Below are 18,773 nucleotides of genomic sequence, written 5' to 3'. Positions count from 1 at the left end.
AAGATATATCTTTTGAAGGATATTTTACTGTGAGAATATTTTTTTGAATTTCTTAGGAAGTTCTTTTGTAATCGTTATTTTTTCTTTAGAAAAAGGGTGTGTAAAGGATAGGGTAGATGCATGTAAGAATAACCCCTTTCTGTGTAAGACTAAATCTTCTAAAAAGTATTCTTTATCTCCTAAAATCGGATTACCAATACTAAAAAGATGCTTACGTAATTGATGCTTTCTTCCTGTTTTTGGGTGTAGTTTTACCAGATTTAGATGACCAAATCGAGGAGAGGTAACTGTTTGAATAACTTCAAACAAGGTTAAAGCATTTTTATCGTCAATAGGTAAATCGATTTCTCCATTTCGTTTCATTTTACCAATGCAAACTGCATGATACGTTTTTTGAATTTCTTTTTGTTCAAAAAGTTTATTAAGAGAAATGATACTTTCGGTTGTTTTTCCAATGAGTAGTAATCCGCTAGTAGGATAATCTAATCGGTGTACTGGTCGGGGACGAGTAGCAGTTGGTAAGGTGCTTTTTTGTAGGTTTTGGGTTAGTGCATTGTCAATCGTGGCAAAAGAGTTTCCACTAACTAAAATTCCAGCAGGCTTATAAATAATCGCTAAATAATCATCTTCAAAAAGAATTTCTAAAGGGAAATTGAAGTGTTTTTTAAAGGTGTTATCTTCAGCTTGAAATAATTCAATGGTTTCGTTTCCTTTAATAAATAATGCGGTAGTAGAAGGTTTTCCGTTAACAAATATTAAGTTGTTTTTAATAGCTTTTTTTAGCCCAGATTTTGTGGGTAATGAAGCAAAAATACCAACGCCATATTCTTGTAATCGAATAGGTTTATCTAAAGGAGGAACTTTATGTGTTTCAACTAAAATCATTAAAAACCAATAGCAGTATCATCTCCTCTAGGGTCGGCACCACCTTCTAATTTTCCGTTAGGAAGTACTAAAATAGCATCCACTTTTCCAATAACAGGTGAGTTTGTTTCATCTAATTTGTATCCTAATTGTTGTAAGTCTTTTTTTACTTGTTTGTTAAAACCTTTGGGCTCCATTTTAATAACATCAGGTAACCATTGGTGATGGAAACGTGGTTGATTCACGGCTTCTTGCATTCCCATGTCAAATTCATGAACATTTAAAATGGTTTGTAGTACGGAAGTAATAATTGTTGAGCCTCCAGGAGTTCCTACAACCATATGTAGTTGATCATTCTTCTCTACAATAGTAGGAGTCATAGAACTCAACATACGTTTTTCAGGTTCTATTTTATTAGCTTCAGCTCCAACTAAACCGAACATGTTTGGTACACCTGGTTTGCTTGAAAAATCATCCATTTCGTTGTTTAAGAAGAACCCTAAGTCAGCGCAATATAGCTTAGAACCATAAGCACCGTTAATTGTTGTGGTAGCAGAAACAGCATTTCCAAATTGATCAACAATAGAGTAGTGGGTAGTTTCATCACTCTCAATCATAGTAATACTTCCATGAGAGACATCGGTAGAAGAAGTTGCTTTCTTAAAAGAAAAATCATTCATTCGATTTTTTGTGTATTCTTTACTTTTGAGAGTTTCAATTGGAATTTTTACAAAGTCTGGATCACCTAAATAAAAACTTCTATCTGCGTAGGCTCTACGTTCTGCTTCTGTGATAACTTGTATGGACTTTGTTGAGTTATGCCCAAACTTGTCTAAGTCAAAAGGTTCAATTCCATTCATAATTTGTGCTAAACAAATTCCGCCACTGGCAGGTGGGGACATAGAAATGATACGTAAATTGTCGTAGGTAAAGGTAATTGGGGTTCTCCATTTAGCTTCGTATTTAGCCAAATCTTCTTCAGTTATAATTCCGCCATTTGCCTGCATAAAAGTAACGAGACGTTTTGCTGTTTCACCTTTATAAAATTCGTCTCTACCATTTTGTGAAATACGCTCTAAAGTTTTGGCTAAAGCAGGATATTTAATAGTGTCACCCTTTTTCCAAGGTTTATCAAAAAGAATAGGGTTTTTGTTTACTTCTAAAAAATAATGTTGGTATTTTTTTATACGGTCTTCTTGTTTTTGAGTAACAATAACTCCTTTTTTAGCTAAGGCAATGACTGGTTTTAAGATTTCTTGAATAGGTAATGAACCGAATTTTTTATGTGTAGCAAAAACACCAGCAACTGTTCCTGGGATTCCTACTGCCATAGCCCCTAATGTACTTTTGTTTTTAATTACATTTCCTAAGCTATCTAAATACATATCTTTATGAGAAGCAAGAGGCGCTTTTTCACGATAATCTAATGCACCAATTTCTCCTGTGTTTTTTCGGTATACCATAAATCCACCACCACCAAGATTTCCAGCATATGGATATGCTACAGCCAACGCTAATTCAGTGGCAACCATAGCGTCAAAAACATTACCTCCTTTTTGTAAAATATCTGAACCGATTTTTGAAGCTTCTTTACGAGCAGAAACAACCATTGCTTTTTCGGTTATTACCCCTGTAACTTTATCTTTTTTACAACTATATAATGTTATAAATACTGTAAGAAGTAAGAATGTTTTTTTCATGAGTTTTAACTTAATTCTTCTAGTTTTTGATGCGAAAAAGTGCGTAAATCTTCAAAAAATGTGGTAAAATCGTTTTCAAAAATAGTATAATGTTCTAGTAAGTCTTCTGTAGCTAAATTCATATGAGATTTACCATTCGTGCGTCTGTTCATTCCGCTTAATACTTCTTGAATACCTTTGGCAAACTGATAGTTGTATAGCCAGTTATACTCAATCATGTAAGGAAGCATATCCTGAGTTTTTTGAGGAAGAATAGTGATGTTTTTTTGTAGTAAATTATAAACAGAATCTACATAAACGTCTAATGGAATTTGTGAATAATTTTTCCAGTTTTTAGCTAAATAATGATCGTAAAAAATATCAATAATAACTCCATCATAATGGCGGTACCTTTCGTGAAGTCGACGTTTGCTAATCCTAACAATTTCATGCGCATCTGTGTAAGTGTCTATTTCTCGGTGTAGTAAAATACCTTTTTGAATATCTTCATGATAGTGAGAGAAGTTTTTTCCTTTTACATGATCGGCAATAAAGTTACCAATCATTACATTGGTGTTATTATCGGAAAGGTATAAATGCGCTAAAAAATTCATTTTATAAATGTAAACAAAAAACAAGGAATTAGTCCCTTGTTTTTTAATTTACAAAAAAGCTATGTTTGTAAGATACAAAATTTCCTGTATTTGTATATCCTTTAAGGTTGACTTCGTATTCTCCAACAATATCAGAGGTAAAAAAAATAATTTCTTTGTTTTTTAAATTAAAATTTGGATTCCAAAACAACTGTGTTCTAAAGTCAGGTATTCTTTTATTGTTACTATTAATACTATCTTGAAAGAAGTATGTTTTTTTGTGTTGTATTGGTTCTATTTGAAAAAGATGAGTGTGAGTGTTTTGTGAATTAAAATTATTTTTAAAAGTTTTTACAATAGCTATTCCTTGATAAATAGCATTACCATATAAATATTTATCTTTAATAATTGAGATAGATTTTATTTTGTTAGGATCAAAGTTCATTAAGTCTTCATGATTATCAATAATAAACCCATCAATAATTACAAGAGAAGGTAATAGTTTTAAGTCTTTATAAGCTTCTGGGTCCAAAATATTAAGTTCATGATTTTTTCCATTCCTATTAAACCCGGCGTTAGGAATAACTTCAATAAATGTTTCATTAACAGTTTTAAATCTTTTGTACTCGTCTAGTAAATAGGTAGTCCCTTTGTTGCTAAGTAATGTATTTTTGTTAAGATCGTTTATTATTTTATTTCCTTTTACTGAAAAAAAGGCATTTTCAATTTGTGAATAGATACTTCTCCTTTGAATTGTTTTAATTACAGAATCATTGAAATATAGATTAGTAAAAGTGTCAAAATTAGGTTTGAAGTGATTTTTAGAATCTATAATTACCTTGAAATGTTTTTTATTTTTATCATGAACTTGAATTAATAAGTTTTTAGTATTTGGGGTATTGATGTTAAAGTAGAACTTACCTTCTTTGTTTGTTAAAGCACTAATAGGTAGATTGATGTTTTTATGAGATAGTGAAATATTGATATTTGAAACTGAAACATTTGGTGATTTTGAAACTAATCTTCCTTCAATGAGGGTACCTCTAAGTTCTGGTAGGTAGAGTTTTTCTTTTTGTTTAATATATATATTATTTGTATTATTTTTAGGTAAGGAAAAGTTAAGTTTTTTTCTTATTGAAACTGAAAAATGTCCCTTAAGTTTTGAAAACTCATTTGTAAGTTTTAAAGACACTTTTTCTCGTTTAGAATAGGAAGATTTAGGGCTAGAAGTTATTAAGTTATCTATGTTAGTTCTAATTATTAAACTATCTGAAAGTTTATTTGAATTATTCATATCAACTATAGAGTCTGTAGTTGATAATTTATTTGAAAAAGGGTTAACAATAAAAATATCTTTAGAGAATACATTACTTCTATTAAGCATCCACTGAGTATAAGAAACAAGTTTATAAGTTCCTGTTTCTAAATTAGTATTAATAAAAATATCTCCATTACCATGTCCATTTTTTAATGAAATAGATTGTTTTACTAGACTTTTATTGTTTTTGTCAATTAACTCTATATATGCTACTTTACTATAAAAACTATAACGATTTAAATTATTAAAACAATGTATAGAGTATAATAGCCTGTCTCCTGTAAGTAAAAAGTCATTATTGTTGTGTAAATAAATTTTTTCAGAGGGAAACTTTTCTATATTTTTTTTAAAACTACCTTCTTGTTGTTGTGCTTCAGTAAATTGTGTTAGAAACACAAATATGATTGATATAATTTTTTTCATTGTCATTTTCTTTTATTCAACCCAAAAGTCAGGAGGTGATATAGAACCTAAATGTTTGCAATCACCACAAGTTTCTTTAATTACTATGTAAGGATGGTTAGGGGGAATTATTGGAGGGTCACCTTCAGGCACACCAAGATATACCCATCCTGATCTTAATAATTCTAATAAAGGAGAGCTTCCATCAGTATCAAGTATAAAAGGGTTAAGAGTTAAGCTACAATTATAACCGTCTGTATAATTTTTATAACCTGTAGTTGTGATTTCGTCACGATTAATAAAGATTCTTTTAGTACTCACAGATGAAACTTCGAAAAACCCCATGACTTTATTTAGGTCAGGGTTATTGTCTGAAGAGATATTACTAGGGATGTTTCCAACTTGTATTTGAGTGAATACATCATCAGGATCAGAAAATTTATTTAATAGACTGTAAAAATCATAACTTTCCTCATTAAGTACATATTGTTTAACTAAAATAGAGTACCTAATGCCTATACGGTAACTATTAAGCGGGATTTTACAAACAGGAAAATTAAGAACTTTATCTTCACTAAGTGTTTTAGTTTCAGTAAGTATTATGTTGCTTGATGAGTTATTCACATAGCATATACCTGTTCCGTCAATTTCTGGATTTTTATATACAAGTTCAAATTCATAAGGAGGGGTGTCAGAAATTATTTCAATTTTTTGAGGGTTCCAAAAATTTGATATAACCTTAAAAGTTTCATCATATTCATATCTGTAATATTTACCTTCTTCAGATAGAGGAGAACTATTTACTTTAAAAACAAGATCAGGAAAATCACTATCAAGGTTCTCTTCAATACTAGTGTTTATTTCAGCTATTTCAGAAGAGCTCGGTAAGCTTTGTGGTTTAGAGGAATAAGACTTTCCATCAGAAGTTTGTATTTTTAAAGAATAAGACTTTCCTTCTTCTGCACTAAAATTTAAAATTGAAGTATAAATACCAGGTTCTTCTTCTTCAAAATTATAAACAGTTCCATTACTATCTGTAATTGAAACTAGTGCATTTTTTTCAGGGTTAATTTCAGTTGAATCTATCGAAATTGTTCTTGATAACTCTATTGAATGTTTTCTTAATTCATCAGTAAGCACAGATCTAACAACTAAGTGTCTTTCTGAGCTTTCGGGTTTAAAGTCAATAGGCTCTATGCAACTATTAATAGAGAATATTATTAAAGTTAAATAAAACCACTTTGTATATTTTTTCATAGTTTTTTAAAATTTAAAATTATAGGTAATTGTAGGTATTGGACGTGAAAAAATTGAACTTTGGTAAGCTTTAATATTTCCTGAATCAGATGTTTTGAAGAATACAGAATAGGGGTTGTTTCTACCTAAAACATTGTAGACTGATATATTCCAAAAACTATGAGCAAATTTTTTAATTCTATGATTGCCTTCTATATTCAAACCAATATCAAGTCTAAAATAGTCAGGTATTCTGAATTGATTTCTATTACTATACGTTAAATATTCGGCTCCTTGGTAGGTATATTTACCTGTAGGATAGGTTATAGGTCTACCAGATTGATAGGTGAAATTTGAAGATAAGCTGTATCGTTTTGTAAATTTATAATTTAATACAAGGTTAACATCGTGAGGTTTGTCGTAATTAGTAGGAAAAAAATTTCCGTTATTAACTCTTTCTTCATCAAACATACTATTTAATTGAATTAATGAGCGTGAATAACTATAAGATAACCATCCGTTTAGATTTCCTTCCTTCTTTTTAAGTAAAAATTCAACACCATACGATTTTCCTTTTCCTTGAATTACTTGAGTTTCAATTTTGTCATTTAATAAAAGTGTTGCACCTACTTTATAGTCAAGAAGGTTTTTATATTTCTTATAGTAACTTTCTAAACTTACCTCATATTTGTTACCATTAAGGTTTTTAAATAATCCTAATGATATTTGTGTTCCTTCTTGAGGTTTAATATTTATATCAGAAAGTCTCCATGTGTCAATAGGAGTAGCTGTAGTGTTGTTGTTTAAACGATGAATATATTGGAAAGACTTGTTAAAACCAGCTTTTAAAGCTAAAGTTTTGTTTAATTCATATCTGCCGGCTAATCTATAGCTCAATCCATTATAGGTTTTGAATATTTTATTATTACCATATTCGGTTGTTTTTTTTAGAGTAGATTCGTTTTTTGGGTTATTGTCTTTATATTCTCTTTGGGTTGAAGGTCCTAAGGCTAAGTATTGATTAAAACGTATCCCTAGATTAAGGTTTAATTTTGGATTTATTGTGACTTCATCAGAGATGAATAAGCTGTTTTCGATTGCTTTTTCTTTATTAATTGTTAACGGATTGACTTGTGAATTATCGCTATTTGGGGAGATTTCCCCAGGATTTATATTGTATAGCTTTGATTCAAAACCGTAATCAAACTTATGATTTTTAGAGTGTATATATTTCATTTTTAGTTTGAAATTAGCCTCATTAATTTTATATTTAAGATCAAAACCATTATTTGTGTTTTCCGGTTTATAATCCATATTAAATCCGTAACTACTATTGGATAGAATTAGATGGCCTCTGTTTTTATCATTGAATTTATGTTCCCAATTTAAGGAGAACATAGTGTTTCCATAACTGTTTATAGTGTCAGAAGCTATTTGGTATTTGTCTTTACTGTAATAACCTGTTAGTTTTAAAGTATTGTTTTCATTAACTAAATGAGTATACTTAGCAATGACATCATGAAAAGAAACACTACTTTTCTTAAAATCTTTATTATCTACAAGATCTAGAACCCAATCAGAATAAGTACTTCTAAGGCCTAAGTTTAATCCAGATTTATTTTTTATAATAGGAACTTCCAAGTTAATACTTCCAGTGACAGGACCAACTGAAGCTTCTCCTTTAAACTGTTCATTACTTGGGTCCTTTGTACTAAGATCAAAAACAGATGAAAGTCTACCTCCATATTCTGCTGGAATATTACCTGTATATATTTTTAAGCCATCTGTGGTAAAAGGATTAATAGCAGAGAATAAACCTAAAAAGTGAGTAGGATTGTAAATAACACCATTGTCTAATAAAAATAAGTTTTGATCTACTTTTCCTCCTCTTACATTTACTCCTTCAGATCCTTCACCTGTTGATTTTATGGAAGGAAGAGTGGCTGCCACTTTTAAGATATCTCTTTCACCTAAAACTAAAGGTATGGTTTTTATTTCTTGGACTTTAATTTGATTTATACCAGCAATAGTTTGCCTAATATTTCTACCTTTATTAGCGTTAATTACTATTTCATCAAGTTCTTCTAGTTTGGGTGTTATTAAAAAGTTTAATTTACCGTTGTTGTAGAGGATAAAATCTTTTTCCAGAGATTCAAAACCAACGAAAGAAGTTTCTATTAAGTTTTTACCAAAAGGAAGTTCTATAGTATAATAACCTTTTTGGTTTGATGTAGTGTATATTTTGTTGTTTTTTTCAACTATGGTAGCTCCCTCAATAGGTTCTCCATTTTTGTCATTAAGTATAAAACCCGATAATAAATAAGTAGCTTTTTTTTGTTTTTCTTCTTTTCCAATTTTAATTAGAGTAGTATAGGTTTCGATTTCAGAATCAACCAACACAGGAGAATTATTGTTCAAAGTGTTGTTTTTATTTGTTTCATAAACACTTTCTCTAATTAGGTTTCCGTTAGTTAAAATTATTTTTTTATCTAGTATAAAGTAATTTATATCACTTCCTTTGAAAAGATTTTTTAGAACAGTTTCAATATTTACATTTTTAAATGCGATGGTTTTTTTTTTATTATCAAACCATTTATCTAAAAAATAAAATTTATAATCTGTATTTTTTTCAAGAAGTTCAATTACTTGTTTTTTATTTAGGTTATCTATGTCTAAAGAAAGAAGTTTCTTAGTTTCTTGTGAAATAGCAGGTAAAGTCATAATTACAAGAAGTATTGTAATGACTATTTTAATTTTTGAATCAGTCATAATAAGTTAAGCTAGCAATTGTTTTGTTAGTTTCGTAGCAAATTTTGCAAAATCATTTTTTAATAAAAATCGATTTTCCTTAAAGAATTGTATGATTTCTTTTTTATTGTTAGGAAAGATTTTAATAAAATCTCTGTCTGTTTTAATGGAGGAATATTTTCCATCGTAATAAAGATAATATTGTTCGTTTTTCTTTTTAAAGGTATGATATATAAATCTTCTATCTCTATTTTCTGTACTAGTTTTATGGTGTTTCTTTAAAATAGAAAATTCATCAGAAAGAGTAAGTAGCTCTAAATACCCGATGTTTTTTTTATATGAGTTAACGAATGTATGGTTATCCAATTTGAATTCAGAAATGAGGTTTTTTTCAGGGGATATTGAAATTTGGCTATGATCATTTTTAATTTTGATAATTAAAATATCATCAACAATATCGTATTTTAAATCTATATCGTAAAAGTGCTCGCCTTGATAAACAATAGTACTTTTAGTAAAAAAATCATGCTTAAAATAATTATGGTTATTAGCGAGTTTTCTACGGTATTTTTCTGTAAAAACAACTCCATAGCTAAGATTAGTATTATTCATTCCTATTATCCTGTCAAAGGAAGTGAATATTAATTTATTAACTTGTTTTGTTTGAGATATTGTGGTGTAGATGTTGAACAACAAAAAAGTGAGGAATAGTTTTATTTTCATTTTCAAATAGGGAGTTTTCTTAATCAATTTTTTGTAAAAATATTATTTTTTTAATATAAAAGTGTTAAAATGATGTTTTTTTGCTTTTTTTGTTGATAGGGTTTAAATAAGGTTAGTGTTAAATAAGTTTTTTAATAAAGGTATTTTAGATTTATAATTTGGGGTAGTATTGAAATGGTTTAAGTGTTAAAAATTAAAGGAGCTTTGGGGTATTATTAATACTTTTGGTGAATTGAATTATAAAATTAATAGTATAGAAGTAAAATTTGGTAAAATATAAAATAGCTGCTGGTGATTATACTATGAAGATAAGGTAAAATGAGAGAAGTTTTATGTAATGCTGAAAATAAAAAAGCAGCATTTAAATGCTGCTTTTTTATTTATTTTAGTTTTTTACTGGAGTGTTCTTTAAAATCTCTAATAAAAACTTCCAGAATTTTTGTGTTGATGATATTTGTGCGCGCTCATCAGGTGAATGAGCACCTTTAATATTTGGTCCGAAAGAAACCATGTCCATTTTTGGATAGTTTTGACCTAAAATACCACATTCTAATCCTGCATGACATGCTGCTACAATAGGTTTTTCGTTGTGTAATTCTTCGTATAAGTTAGTTACAGTTTTTAATATTTCAGAATTTACGTTTGGTAACCATCCTGGGTAAGAACCTGAAAATTCTACATCAAAACCAGCTAATTCAAAAGATGAACGTAACGAGTTAGCTAAATCCCATTTATTAGTTTCAGAAGAAGAACGTGTTAAACATCCAATTTTAATAGCTCCGTCTTTTACAATAATACGAGCAATATTATTTGAAGTTTCTACTAATCCTTTAATATCAGGACTCATACGGTATACACCATTTAAAGCAGCGTAAACAGCTTTAATCAATCCTTCCTGAACACCTAAGTCCATTACGTTTTCTGGAGTATTAATCTCTTTTAATTCAATAGTAAGGTTAGGTTCTAATGTTGAAAACTCAGCTTTAATATTGTTAATAAGCTCATGTATTTCAAATAAGAAAGGTTCTTTAGAAACAGCATCAATAACTATAGTAGAAAAGCTTTCACGAGGAATAGCATTACGTAAACTACCTCCATTAATTTCTGCAACACGTAATCCGAAGTTAGTAAAACCGTCAAATAATAAACGGTTCATAATTTTATTCGCGTTTCCTAAACCTTTAATAATATCCATTCCTGAGTGACCACCATTTAATCCTGTAACAGAAATTTCATAGGCGATTGTATTTTCAGGAGTAGCCTCTTCATTATAACTTCTAGTAGCAGTAACATCTACACCACCAGCGCATCCCATTCCTATTTCATCATCCTCCTCAGTGTCAAGGTTCAATAAAATTTCACCTTCTAATAATCCACCTTCAAGCCCCATAGCACCAGTCATACCTGTTTCTTCATCAATTGTGAATAAAGCTTCGATAGCTGGGTGAGCAATATCAGTAGACTCTAAAACTCCCATAATAGCAGCAACACCTAAACCGTTGTCAGCTCCTAACGTAGTTCCGTCAGCTTTTACCCAATCACCATCTACAAACATTTTGATCCCTTCAGTGTCAAAATCAAAAACAGTATCAGCATTTTTTTGGTGTACCATGTCTAAATGACTTTGCATAACGACTGTTTTTCTGTCTTCCATTCCAGTTGAAGCAGGCTTGCGAATAATTACATTCCCAACTTTATCAACCATGGTTTCAAGATTTAATTTCTTACCGAAATCTACCATAAACTGAATTACTCTTTCTTCTTTTTTAGAAGGGCGAGGTACAGCGTTTAAGTCGGCAAAATTTTTCCAAACAGCTTTTGGTTCTAGGTTTCTTATCTCTGAATTCATGTGAATTGAAGTTTTAATTTTAAAGCTACGAAGATACTTAATCCTTATCGAAAAATTGTAAATTCGCAACATGGATTTTTCGTCGAAATTATTAGAAAATGCAGTAAATGAAGTAAGTCGGTTACCAGGAATTGGTAAGCGTACAGCACTTCGTTTGGTGTTACACTTATTAAAACAACCGAAAGAAAATACGAAGTATTTAACAGAGGCTTTAACGCATTTACGTAACGATGTAAAATCGTGTAAAAAATGTCATAATATTTCTGATACAGTGTTATGTGATATTTGTAGTAATCCGAAGCGAAATGCAGAGATTGTATGTGTGGTAGAAGATATTCGTGATGTGATGGCGATTGAAAATACTGCACAATACAGAGGTTTGTACCATGTGTTAGGGGGTAAGATTTCTCCTATTGAAGGAATTGGTCCTCAAAACTTACAAATAGAATCCTTAGTAGAGAAAGTAAAAGAAGGAGAAATTAAAGAGCTGATTTTTGCGTTAAGTTCTACCATGGAAGGTGATACCACCAACTTTTATATTTACAAACAGATAGAAAAATACGGAGTAACAACATCAACCATTGCTAGAGGAATCTCGGTAGGAGATGAGTTGGAATATGCAGATGAGGTTACGTTGGGACGTAGTATTATAAATAGAATACCTTTTGAACAGTCAATAAGGGGATAATTTTAAAAGAAAGAGGAAAGACTAGTTAAATAAAAGTTACTACTTCTAACTATTTATCATAATATACTACAATAGAAGATTGAAAAACTATTTTTTAGAGAGTATAGTGTTGAAAAAATATTATTAAATATTTATAGAGGCAAGGGCTAGTTGGGTAGTAAAATTTGATATTTTGTAGAATTTTTATTTTCTCTAAGTTCAATAGAATTAACTTTAAAGGTTATGTGGTTTTTGTTAGATAACTCAAATGAAGAATTACCAAGAGCTTTCCAAGTGCCAGTTATTTCTTCGGTTAAAACACAATCAATAGTAGATTCGCCCATGTTATATATTTGAGCATTGTATGTTTTGTCTTCTTTGAAAGAAAATGATGTTAAAGTTCTACAATAGGGTATAGGTATTTCTCCTGTTTCATCGTGTATAAATTTTAAGTTCCAATTACCAACTATAGAATTGTCAACTATTTCGTTGTTAGAAGAACAAGAGTGTAATACACTCGATATAATAATTGATAAAACTAAAATCTTTTTCATAGTGTTATTGTTTGTGTTTTCTTTTATATAGAGTTATTTGTTTAATTTTTTATCCTCATCAATCAACTCTTGTTCGTATTTATCCCACGATTTTTTGGCTCTTACTTTTTTATAGTAACGAATACCAATCATCAATAATACTCCAAATAAGATAATTCCTACCACACCCCAAATCCAGTTAATTGCACTTTTTAAAACGACTAAAAATACAACAGCGAATAAAATTACAGTTGGAATTTCATTAAACATTCGAAGTTTATTAGGTGTGTATTTAATCTCATCACGTTGTAGTTCTTTGTAGATTTTATGGCAAAATCCGTGGTAAAAATACAGTGCTAATACAAAGGCTAATTTTACATGCATCCACGGCATTTTTAAATAATAAGGGTTTTTATATAGCATCCAAAAAGCAAAAAAACTTGCTAAAAATAAAGAAGGCCAAGTAATAATATACCATAAACGTTTAGACATTAACTTGTATTGGGTTTGTAATATAGACTTGGCTGGTTCGTCTTTTTTTTCTGCCTCTACATGGTAAATAAACAGACGGCCTATATAAAATAATCCTGCAAACCAAGTTACTACAAATATGATGTGTAATGCCTTTACGTATAAAAAGTCCATAATTAATTTTTATTGAAATCGTTAATCCATCCTGCTAAAACATCTACCCATTCATCATTATCATTAATACAAGGAACAGTGTAAAACTCTTCACCACCAGCTTCCAAAAATTCATGTTTACCCTCCATTGCTATTTCTTCTAAAGTTTCTAAACAATCAGAAACAAAAGCGGGAGTTACTATCGCTAGTTTTTTTATGCCTTCTTTTTCAGCTTTGTTAACAATAGTTCTGTCGGTATAAGGTTGTAGCCAAGGATCTACACCTAAACGTGATTGAAATGAAGTTGATACTTTATTTTCGTCTAGACCTAATTCAGATATCACATTTTTAGTGGTTTGATAACATTGGTGACGGTAGCAATATTTATGAGCTTCAGAAGAAGTATTACAACAACTTAAATTTCCTGCCTCAGGGTTACAGTGCGATTTTGTAATGTCAGATTTTCTGATGTGTCGCTCAGGTACTCCATGATAAGAGAATAAAATATGGTCGTAATCTTTATCAGATAAATAATCTTTTATGCTATTAGATAATGCTTTGATGTATTCTGGTTTGTTATAGAAAGCAGGTACATCGGTAATTTTCATGTTAGGAAAGAATTCTTTTCTTAACTCTTCAGTCAATACCAAAATAGTTTCAGTAGTTGCCATGGCAAACTGAGGATATAACGGAACTAATAAAACTTCAGTAACCCCCTTATCATGTAATTCTTGTAATCCACTTTTAATTGATGGATTTCCATAACGCATTGCTAAAGCAACAGGGAGTTCTGTTTTTGCTTGTACTTTGTTTTGTAAACGTTCTGATAGTACAATTAAAGGAGAGCCTTCTTTCCACCAAATTTTTTGATAGGCTTCTGCCGATTTTTTAGGACGAGTATTTAAGATAATACCTCTAACAATAAATGCACGCAGCCAAAACGGAACATCAATTACGCGTTCGTCCATTAAAAATTCATCCAAGTACTTTTTTACATCTTTTGGGTTTGTACTTTCTGGTGATCCAAGGTTTACTAATAAAACTCCTTTCATATTTTTCTGAATTTATTTCAGGTTCTTTTCTTTTAACTGATTTGTTGTTTCGTATAAGGCGATAGCTAAACTATGAATTACATTCATGCTAGAATTACGCCCATACATTGGTATAGCTACTGTTGCGTCTACTAAATTAACGTTTTCTATACCGTTTCTTTCGCTACCCAAAAGTAACACAATTTTAGAATGTGGACTAAAATCATAATCGCTAATATTTATACTTTCATCGGTAATTTCAATACCAATAATGGTGTTTCCTTCTTCTTTTAATTGATGGATAAGTTGTTCAAAATCCCCATAGGTATCATATGGTATTTGTTGAATAGTATTTCGAGCAGTTTTCTTAACAATTCTGTTATCTATAGCAGGAGAACTTTCATGTAAATAGATTTTAGACACTCCAAAACTTTCAGAAATACGAAAGCACATTCCTATATTCTCAGGAGTACGGATAGCATCACATACAATAGTTACTGGAAAATCTTGCTGATTGTTTTCTATATCGTGATGAGTTAGTTGTTTCATTTTTTTTTTCTGTTTTCTTTTATTGTTGTAAACTCATTACATACTGTTTAGGTGTAGTGCCAAACTTCTTTTTAAAAGCAGCAATAAAGTGGCTAGAAGTGCTGTATCCAACATGTAATCCAACCTCATTTACATTATATTGATTACTTTCTAAAAGTTTGCGGGCATGATCCATTTTGTAGTCAAACAAAAAGCTATATACTGTATCTCCGTAAATTTGCTTAAAGCCTTCTTTTAGCTTTTTAAGATTTAAACCTACTTCATTTGCAAGGTCTTGTAAACTCGGTGGTTCGCTCATTCTTGAGATGATAATATCTTTTGCTTTTCTAATTTTTGAAACCTCTCTGTCATCTACTAAGAAAGGACAATATTCTTCATTGGTGCTTTCACCGCTATCAAAATGTAAGCTCAATAATTCATATGTTTTACCTTTAATATAAAGATCTCGCATAGAACTTTGGTTTTGAGCTGTTAAAATTTGCTGAAGCACAAACAATACATTAGGGTTTATTTCGGCATTGTCATAATATTTTTTGTTCTTATTGTTTTCGCTTAAAAAAGGAATATAGCTAGCTTCTTTAGAAAAGAAAGTATGGAATTTTTCAATAGAAATCAATACAGAAACTAGTGAGGTTTTTGGTAAAATCTCTAAGTTAATAGGGAGATTTTGTTGCGGGTTGTATAAGAAAATAGAATGCTTATCTAATACATTAAAGGTATAGCTGTTGTTGTTGAAGTGAAATTTACAATTACCTTTAACACAGTAGTGTAGTTGTATGTAAGAGTTGTCAATATCTCTTTTGAAAAACTCAGTTTCATCAGAGTTATTTTGGAATTTTAGTACAAAAAAACCCTTTTCTAATAGAACTTCTCTAAATGTACTTTCTGCGATATTTTTTGACATAGATTCTATATGTTTTTAAAAACCTGTTATTTAGAATGATTCTAAAATAATATACCTATACAAGCCTAAATTACTGCAAAAATACACTTTTGTATAGGTTTTAGGTATGTTTTTAAGTGAAAAAACAAATAGCGACATTAAAAGTTCTTTTAGCGATACTTTTTTTTATTCAATATTTATATTTTTGACCGACTTTTTTGAAGAAGACTCAATGACAGTAGAAAACAAACAACAGAGCAACTTATACAATATAGGCGTTAGTTACAAAAAAGCTGATGCGGCAATTAGGGGGAAGTTTAGCATTTCTAAAGAAAATCAAAAAGCACTTTTAAAAGAAGCAAAGCAAAACGGTGTAGATGGTATTTTTGTATTGTCTACATGTAACAGAACAGAAATTTGTGGTTTTGCAGAGCACCCTTTTCAGTTAATTAGTATGTTGTGTAAATATTCAAACGGAACTGTTGAAGAATTTGCAGACGTATCAAACGTATATAAAAACAAAGAAGCTATAAACCATTTATTCAGAATGGGAACTGGTTTAGATAGTCAGATTTTAGGAGACTATGAAATCGTAGGTCAGTTACGTCAAGCTTTTAAACAAGCAAAAAAGTTAGGAACTACCAATGCGTATTTTGAGCGTCTGTTAAATCACGTTATGCAAGCGAGCAAGCGTGTTAAGAACGAAACAAAATTAAGTTCAGGTACAACTTCAGTATCGTATGCTGCAGTGCAATACATTATCAATAATTTACCAGATTACAATTCGAAAAATATTTTAGTTTTCGGGTTAGGTAAAATGGGGAAACATACGTGTAAAAACTTAGCAGAGTATACCCAAAACAAATCGGTAAGTTTAATTAATAGGACAGAGGAAAAAGTTTCCGAGTTTGTAAAAGAACATCCGTTAATTAGAAATGCAAAGTATACTGATTTAACTGCTGAGGTACATAATACAGATGTATTAATAGTATCTACAGGAGCGAGCTTTCCTACAATTACTAAAGAACACATTTCTACAGATAAAGAATTACTGATTTTAGATTTATCAATGCCTGCGAATGTAGCCAAAGAAGTTGCTGAATTAGAAAATGTAACAATTGTAAATGTTGATGATTTATCTAAAGTAACTGATGAAACATTGGCAATTCGTCAACAAGAAGTTCCAGTAGCAGAAGCAATTATTGATACTCACAATCAAGAGTTTCAAGAGTGGTTAAATCATAGAAGATTTACACCAGCTATTACAGCGTTAAAAGAATCGTTACAAACGATTCAGCAAGATGAAATAGCATTTCATAAAAAGAAAATTAAAAATTTTGATGAAGAACAAGCAGAGATATTAACATCAAGATTTATTCAAAAAATAACTACACAATTTGTAAAACACTTAAAAGACGAAGAAACTTCGGTAAATACAAGTATTGAGGTAATGGCTAAAGTGTTTGGGGCAAATTTAGAATCCATCCATGCAGAAGATAATTAGAATAGGTACACGTGATAGCCAATTGGCTATGTGGCAAGCAACAAAAGTTCAAAAACTTTTAGAAGAATTAGGACATGAAACTAAAATAATACCCGTTAAATCAGCGGGTGATTTAATTTTAGATAAACCCCTTTATGAATTAGGAATCACGGGGATTTTTACTAGGAATTTAGATATCGCAATGTTAAATGACGATATTGATATTGCGGTGCATTCCATGAAAGATGTTCCTACAGTATTGCCAGAAGGTATCGTGCAAGCAGCGGTTTTAAAACGTGCTAATTATAACGATATTTTGTTGTTAAAAGACAATGAGGAATTTATGTCGCAACCAAATGGAGTAATTGCAACGGGTAGTTTACGTAGAAAAGCGCAGTGGTTAAATCGCTACCCAACTCATAAAGTAGAAGGTTTACGAGGAAACATTAACACACGTTTACAAAAATTAGAAGATAATAACTGGAATGGAGCTGTTTTTGCAGCTGCAGGATTAGAACGTGTAGGTTTACGACCAAAAGGAGCAGTAAACTTAACTTGGATGATTCCAGCTCCGGCTCAAGGAGCAATCATGATTACTGCTTTAGATGAAAATGAAGAGATCAAAGAGATTTGTGCAGAGTTAAACGATAAAGATACTGAAATCTGTACAGGTATAGAACGTGAGTTCTTAAATCGTTTAGAAGGAGGTTGTACAGCCCCTATTGGAGCGTTGGCTTTTATAAATGAGAAGGAAGAAGAAATTAACTTCAAAGGAATTTTACTAAGTAGAGATGGTAAAAAGAAGATTGAAGTTAGTAAGAAAGTAAAAGTAGGAAAGCATAAATATGTTGCAAAAGATTGCGCAAACTATGTGATTGATAAAGGGGGAAAGCTAATTATGTTGGAAGACGAAGGAATTGAAAAGCAGTTTTCAATTTATTCAACAAAAAAACTATCAGAAGCGCAAAAGAAATTATTACCAACACATATGAATGTTGAGGATAGCGATTTTATTAAAACCCGTTTTAATAGAATTGCTCCTAAGGTGATTAAGAATGGAATAGAGAATGTAATTATTACGAGTAAAAATGGAGTAGAAGCAATTTTAAACTCTTTTACTTCGGAAGAATTACAATTTAAAAACATTTACTGTGTTGGTCGTAGAACCAAAAAGTTAATCGAGCAACGTATTGGTAAAGTAACACATTCAGAAAATAACGCTAAAAAATTATCTGAATACTTATCAAAAGAACTAAAAGGACAAGAGGTTACTTATTTTTGTAGCGATTTACGTTTAGATACGCTTCCTATGCTTTTAAAAGCGAACGGAGTTACGGTAAATGAAGTAGAGGCTTATAAAACCATGTACAGTCCAACTAAGGTTGATGAGAAGGTGAATGGAGTGTTATTTTATAGTCCGTCAACAGTAGAGAGCTATATGGAGGAAAATGCTGCTGATAAAATAGCTTTTTGTATTGGTGAAAGTACAGCTAAAGAAGCCAAAAAACATTTTAAAGAAGTACAAGTAGCAAAGCTACCAACAGTAGAAAGTGTTATAGAGTTAGTTAATTTACACTTTGTAAAGGAATAA

Annotated in this window: 16 protein-coding genes; 3 read left to right on the top strand and 13 right to left on the bottom strand. The window is 30.5% G+C overall.

What is annotated here, in order from left to right; translation table 11 throughout:
• Positions 1-24 precede the first annotated feature (24 nt).
• The 8 genes from C8N26_RS09600 to C8N26_RS09565 all read right to left on the bottom strand — a co-directional run bounded on the left by C8N26_RS09600 (position 25) and on the right by C8N26_RS09565 (position 11,412).
• Positions 25-885, bottom strand: coding sequence for an RluA family pseudouridine synthase (locus tag C8N26_RS09600; protein ID WP_120187095.1), 861 nt, complete (start codon positions 883-885; stop codon positions 25-27).
• Positions 885-2,564 (bottom strand): gamma-glutamyltransferase, encoded by a 1,680-nt coding sequence (gene ggt, locus C8N26_RS09595; RefSeq protein WP_120187094.1) that lies wholly within the window; start codon positions 2,562-2,564, stop codon positions 885-887. The genes C8N26_RS09600 and ggt overlap by 1 nt, the downstream gene beginning before the upstream one ends.
• A 5-nt stretch (positions 2,565-2,569) precedes the next feature.
• Positions 2,570-3,157: an acyl carrier protein phosphodiesterase gene (locus C8N26_RS09590; protein WP_028890944.1), complete on the bottom strand. Its 588-nt coding sequence runs from the start codon at positions 3,155-3,157 to the stop codon at positions 2,570-2,572.
• Positions 3,158-3,200: 43 nt separating this feature from the next.
• Positions 3,201-4,877 (bottom strand): hypothetical protein, encoded by a 1,677-nt coding sequence (locus tag C8N26_RS09585; protein WP_120187093.1) that lies wholly within the window; start codon positions 4,875-4,877, stop codon positions 3,201-3,203.
• Between the two features lie 12 nt (positions 4,878-4,889).
• Positions 4,890-6,113: a DUF4249 domain-containing protein gene (locus C8N26_RS09580; protein ID WP_120187092.1), complete on the bottom strand. Its 1,224-nt coding sequence runs from the start codon at positions 6,111-6,113 to the stop codon at positions 4,890-4,892.
• Positions 6,114-6,119: 6 nt separating this feature from the next.
• Positions 6,120-8,861, bottom strand: a complete 2,742-nt coding sequence (locus C8N26_RS09575) for a TonB-dependent receptor (protein ID WP_120187091.1) — start codon at positions 8,859-8,861, stop codon at positions 6,120-6,122.
• Positions 8,862-8,867: 6 nt separating this feature from the next.
• Positions 8,868-9,452, bottom strand: a complete 585-nt coding sequence (locus C8N26_RS09570; protein WP_120187090.1) for a hypothetical protein — start codon at positions 9,450-9,452, stop codon at positions 8,868-8,870.
• Between the two features lie 496 nt (positions 9,453-9,948).
• The gene (locus tag C8N26_RS09565; protein ID WP_120187212.1) at positions 9,949-11,412 is read right to left on the bottom strand and encodes an aminoacyl-histidine dipeptidase; all 1,464 of its coding nucleotides are present in this window, start codon (positions 11,410-11,412) and stop codon (positions 9,949-9,951) included.
• 70 nt (positions 11,413-11,482) lie between these two features.
• Here C8N26_RS09565 and recR point away from each other — a divergent pair, with 70 nt between their 5' ends.
• On the top strand, positions 11,483-12,100 hold the full coding sequence (recR, locus tag C8N26_RS09560) for a recombination mediator RecR (protein WP_120187089.1): 618 nt from the start codon (positions 11,483-11,485) through the stop codon (positions 12,098-12,100).
• A gap of 146 nt (positions 12,101-12,246) precedes the next feature.
• Here the strand turns inward: recR and C8N26_RS09555 are convergent, their stop codons facing one another.
• From C8N26_RS09555 to C8N26_RS09535, 5 genes are read right to left on the bottom strand one after another with little or no spacing between them, the layout of a single operon-like run.
• Positions 12,247-12,633, bottom strand: coding sequence for a lipocalin family protein (locus tag C8N26_RS09555; RefSeq protein ID WP_120187088.1), 387 nt, complete (start codon positions 12,631-12,633; stop codon positions 12,247-12,249).
• 33 nt (positions 12,634-12,666) lie between these two features.
• On the bottom strand, positions 12,667-13,257 hold the full coding sequence (locus C8N26_RS09550) for a CopD family protein (RefSeq protein WP_120187087.1): 591 nt from the start codon (positions 13,255-13,257) through the stop codon (positions 12,667-12,669).
• 2 nt (positions 13,258-13,259) lie between these two features.
• Positions 13,260-14,288 (bottom strand): ferrochelatase, encoded by a 1,029-nt coding sequence (hemH, locus tag C8N26_RS09545; RefSeq protein WP_120187086.1) that lies wholly within the window; start codon positions 14,286-14,288, stop codon positions 13,260-13,262.
• Positions 14,289-14,300: 12 nt separating this feature from the next.
• Complete coding sequence (locus C8N26_RS09540) at positions 14,301-14,816, bottom strand: TrmH family RNA methyltransferase (protein ID WP_120187085.1); 516 nt, start codon at positions 14,814-14,816, stop codon at positions 14,301-14,303.
• 19 nt (positions 14,817-14,835) lie between these two features.
• Positions 14,836-15,720, bottom strand: coding sequence for a helix-turn-helix transcriptional regulator (locus C8N26_RS09535; RefSeq protein ID WP_028890951.1), 885 nt, complete (start codon positions 15,718-15,720; stop codon positions 14,836-14,838).
• Between the two features lie 211 nt (positions 15,721-15,931).
• Between C8N26_RS09535 and hemA the strand changes: the two genes are divergently transcribed.
• Together hemA and hemC are read left to right on the top strand one after the other, a co-directional pair.
• Positions 15,932-17,203, top strand: a complete 1,272-nt coding sequence (hemA, locus tag C8N26_RS09530; protein ID WP_120187211.1) for a glutamyl-tRNA reductase — start codon at positions 15,932-15,934, stop codon at positions 17,201-17,203.
• Positions 17,187-18,773 (top strand): hydroxymethylbilane synthase, encoded by a 1,587-nt coding sequence (gene hemC, locus C8N26_RS09525; RefSeq protein WP_120187084.1) that lies wholly within the window; start codon positions 17,187-17,189, stop codon positions 18,771-18,773. The genes hemA and hemC overlap by 17 nt, the downstream gene beginning before the upstream one ends.

The sequence above is a fragment of the Tenacibaculum lutimaris genome (assembly GCF_003610735.1).
GTDB lineage: Bacteria > Bacteroidota > Bacteroidia > Flavobacteriales > Flavobacteriaceae > Polaribacter > Polaribacter lutimaris.
The sequence above is the reverse complement of the archived record's forward strand: the minus strand, read 5'-3'. Positions and strand labels throughout refer to the sequence as shown.

Coding starts and splice junctions, on each gene's coding strand:
- C8N26_RS09600 (WP_120187095.1), bottom strand. CDS start 885: ATGATTTTAGTTGAAACACATAAAGTTCCTCCTTTAGATAAACCTATT.
- ggt (WP_120187094.1), bottom strand. CDS start 2,564: ATGAAAAAAACATTCTTACTTCTTACAGTATTTATAACATTATATAGT.
- C8N26_RS09590 (WP_028890944.1), bottom strand. CDS start 3,157: ATGAATTTTTTAGCGCATTTATACCTTTCCGATAATAACACCAATGTA.
- C8N26_RS09585 (WP_120187093.1), bottom strand. CDS start 4,877: ATGAAAAAAATTATATCAATCATATTTGTGTTTCTAACACAATTTACT.
- C8N26_RS09580 (WP_120187092.1), bottom strand. CDS start 6,113: ATGAAAAAATATACAAAGTGGTTTTATTTAACTTTAATAATATTCTCT.
- C8N26_RS09575 (WP_120187091.1), bottom strand. CDS start 8,861: ATGACTGATTCAAAAATTAAAATAGTCATTACAATACTTCTTGTAATT.
- C8N26_RS09570 (WP_120187090.1), bottom strand. CDS start 9,452: ATGAATAATACTAATCTTAGCTATGGAGTTGTTTTTACAGAAAAATAC.
- C8N26_RS09565 (WP_120187212.1), bottom strand. CDS start 11,412: ATGAATTCAGAGATAAGAAACCTAGAACCAAAAGCTGTTTGGAAAAAT.
- recR (WP_120187089.1), top strand. CDS start 11,483: ATGGATTTTTCGTCGAAATTATTAGAAAATGCAGTAAATGAAGTAAGT.
- C8N26_RS09555 (WP_120187088.1), bottom strand. CDS start 12,633: ATGAAAAAGATTTTAGTTTTATCAATTATTATATCGAGTGTATTACAC.
- C8N26_RS09550 (WP_120187087.1), bottom strand. CDS start 13,257: ATGGACTTTTTATACGTAAAGGCATTACACATCATATTTGTAGTAACT.
- hemH (WP_120187086.1), bottom strand. CDS start 14,288: ATGAAAGGAGTTTTATTAGTAAACCTTGGATCACCAGAAAGTACAAAC.
- C8N26_RS09540 (WP_120187085.1), bottom strand. CDS start 14,816: ATGAAACAACTAACTCATCACGATATAGAAAACAATCAGCAAGATTTT.
- C8N26_RS09535 (WP_028890951.1), bottom strand. CDS start 15,720: ATGTCAAAAAATATCGCAGAAAGTACATTTAGAGAAGTTCTATTAGAA.
- hemA (WP_120187211.1), top strand. CDS start 15,932: ATGACAGTAGAAAACAAACAACAGAGCAACTTATACAATATAGGCGTT.
- hemC (WP_120187084.1), top strand. CDS start 17,187: ATGCAGAAGATAATTAGAATAGGTACACGTGATAGCCAATTGGCTATG.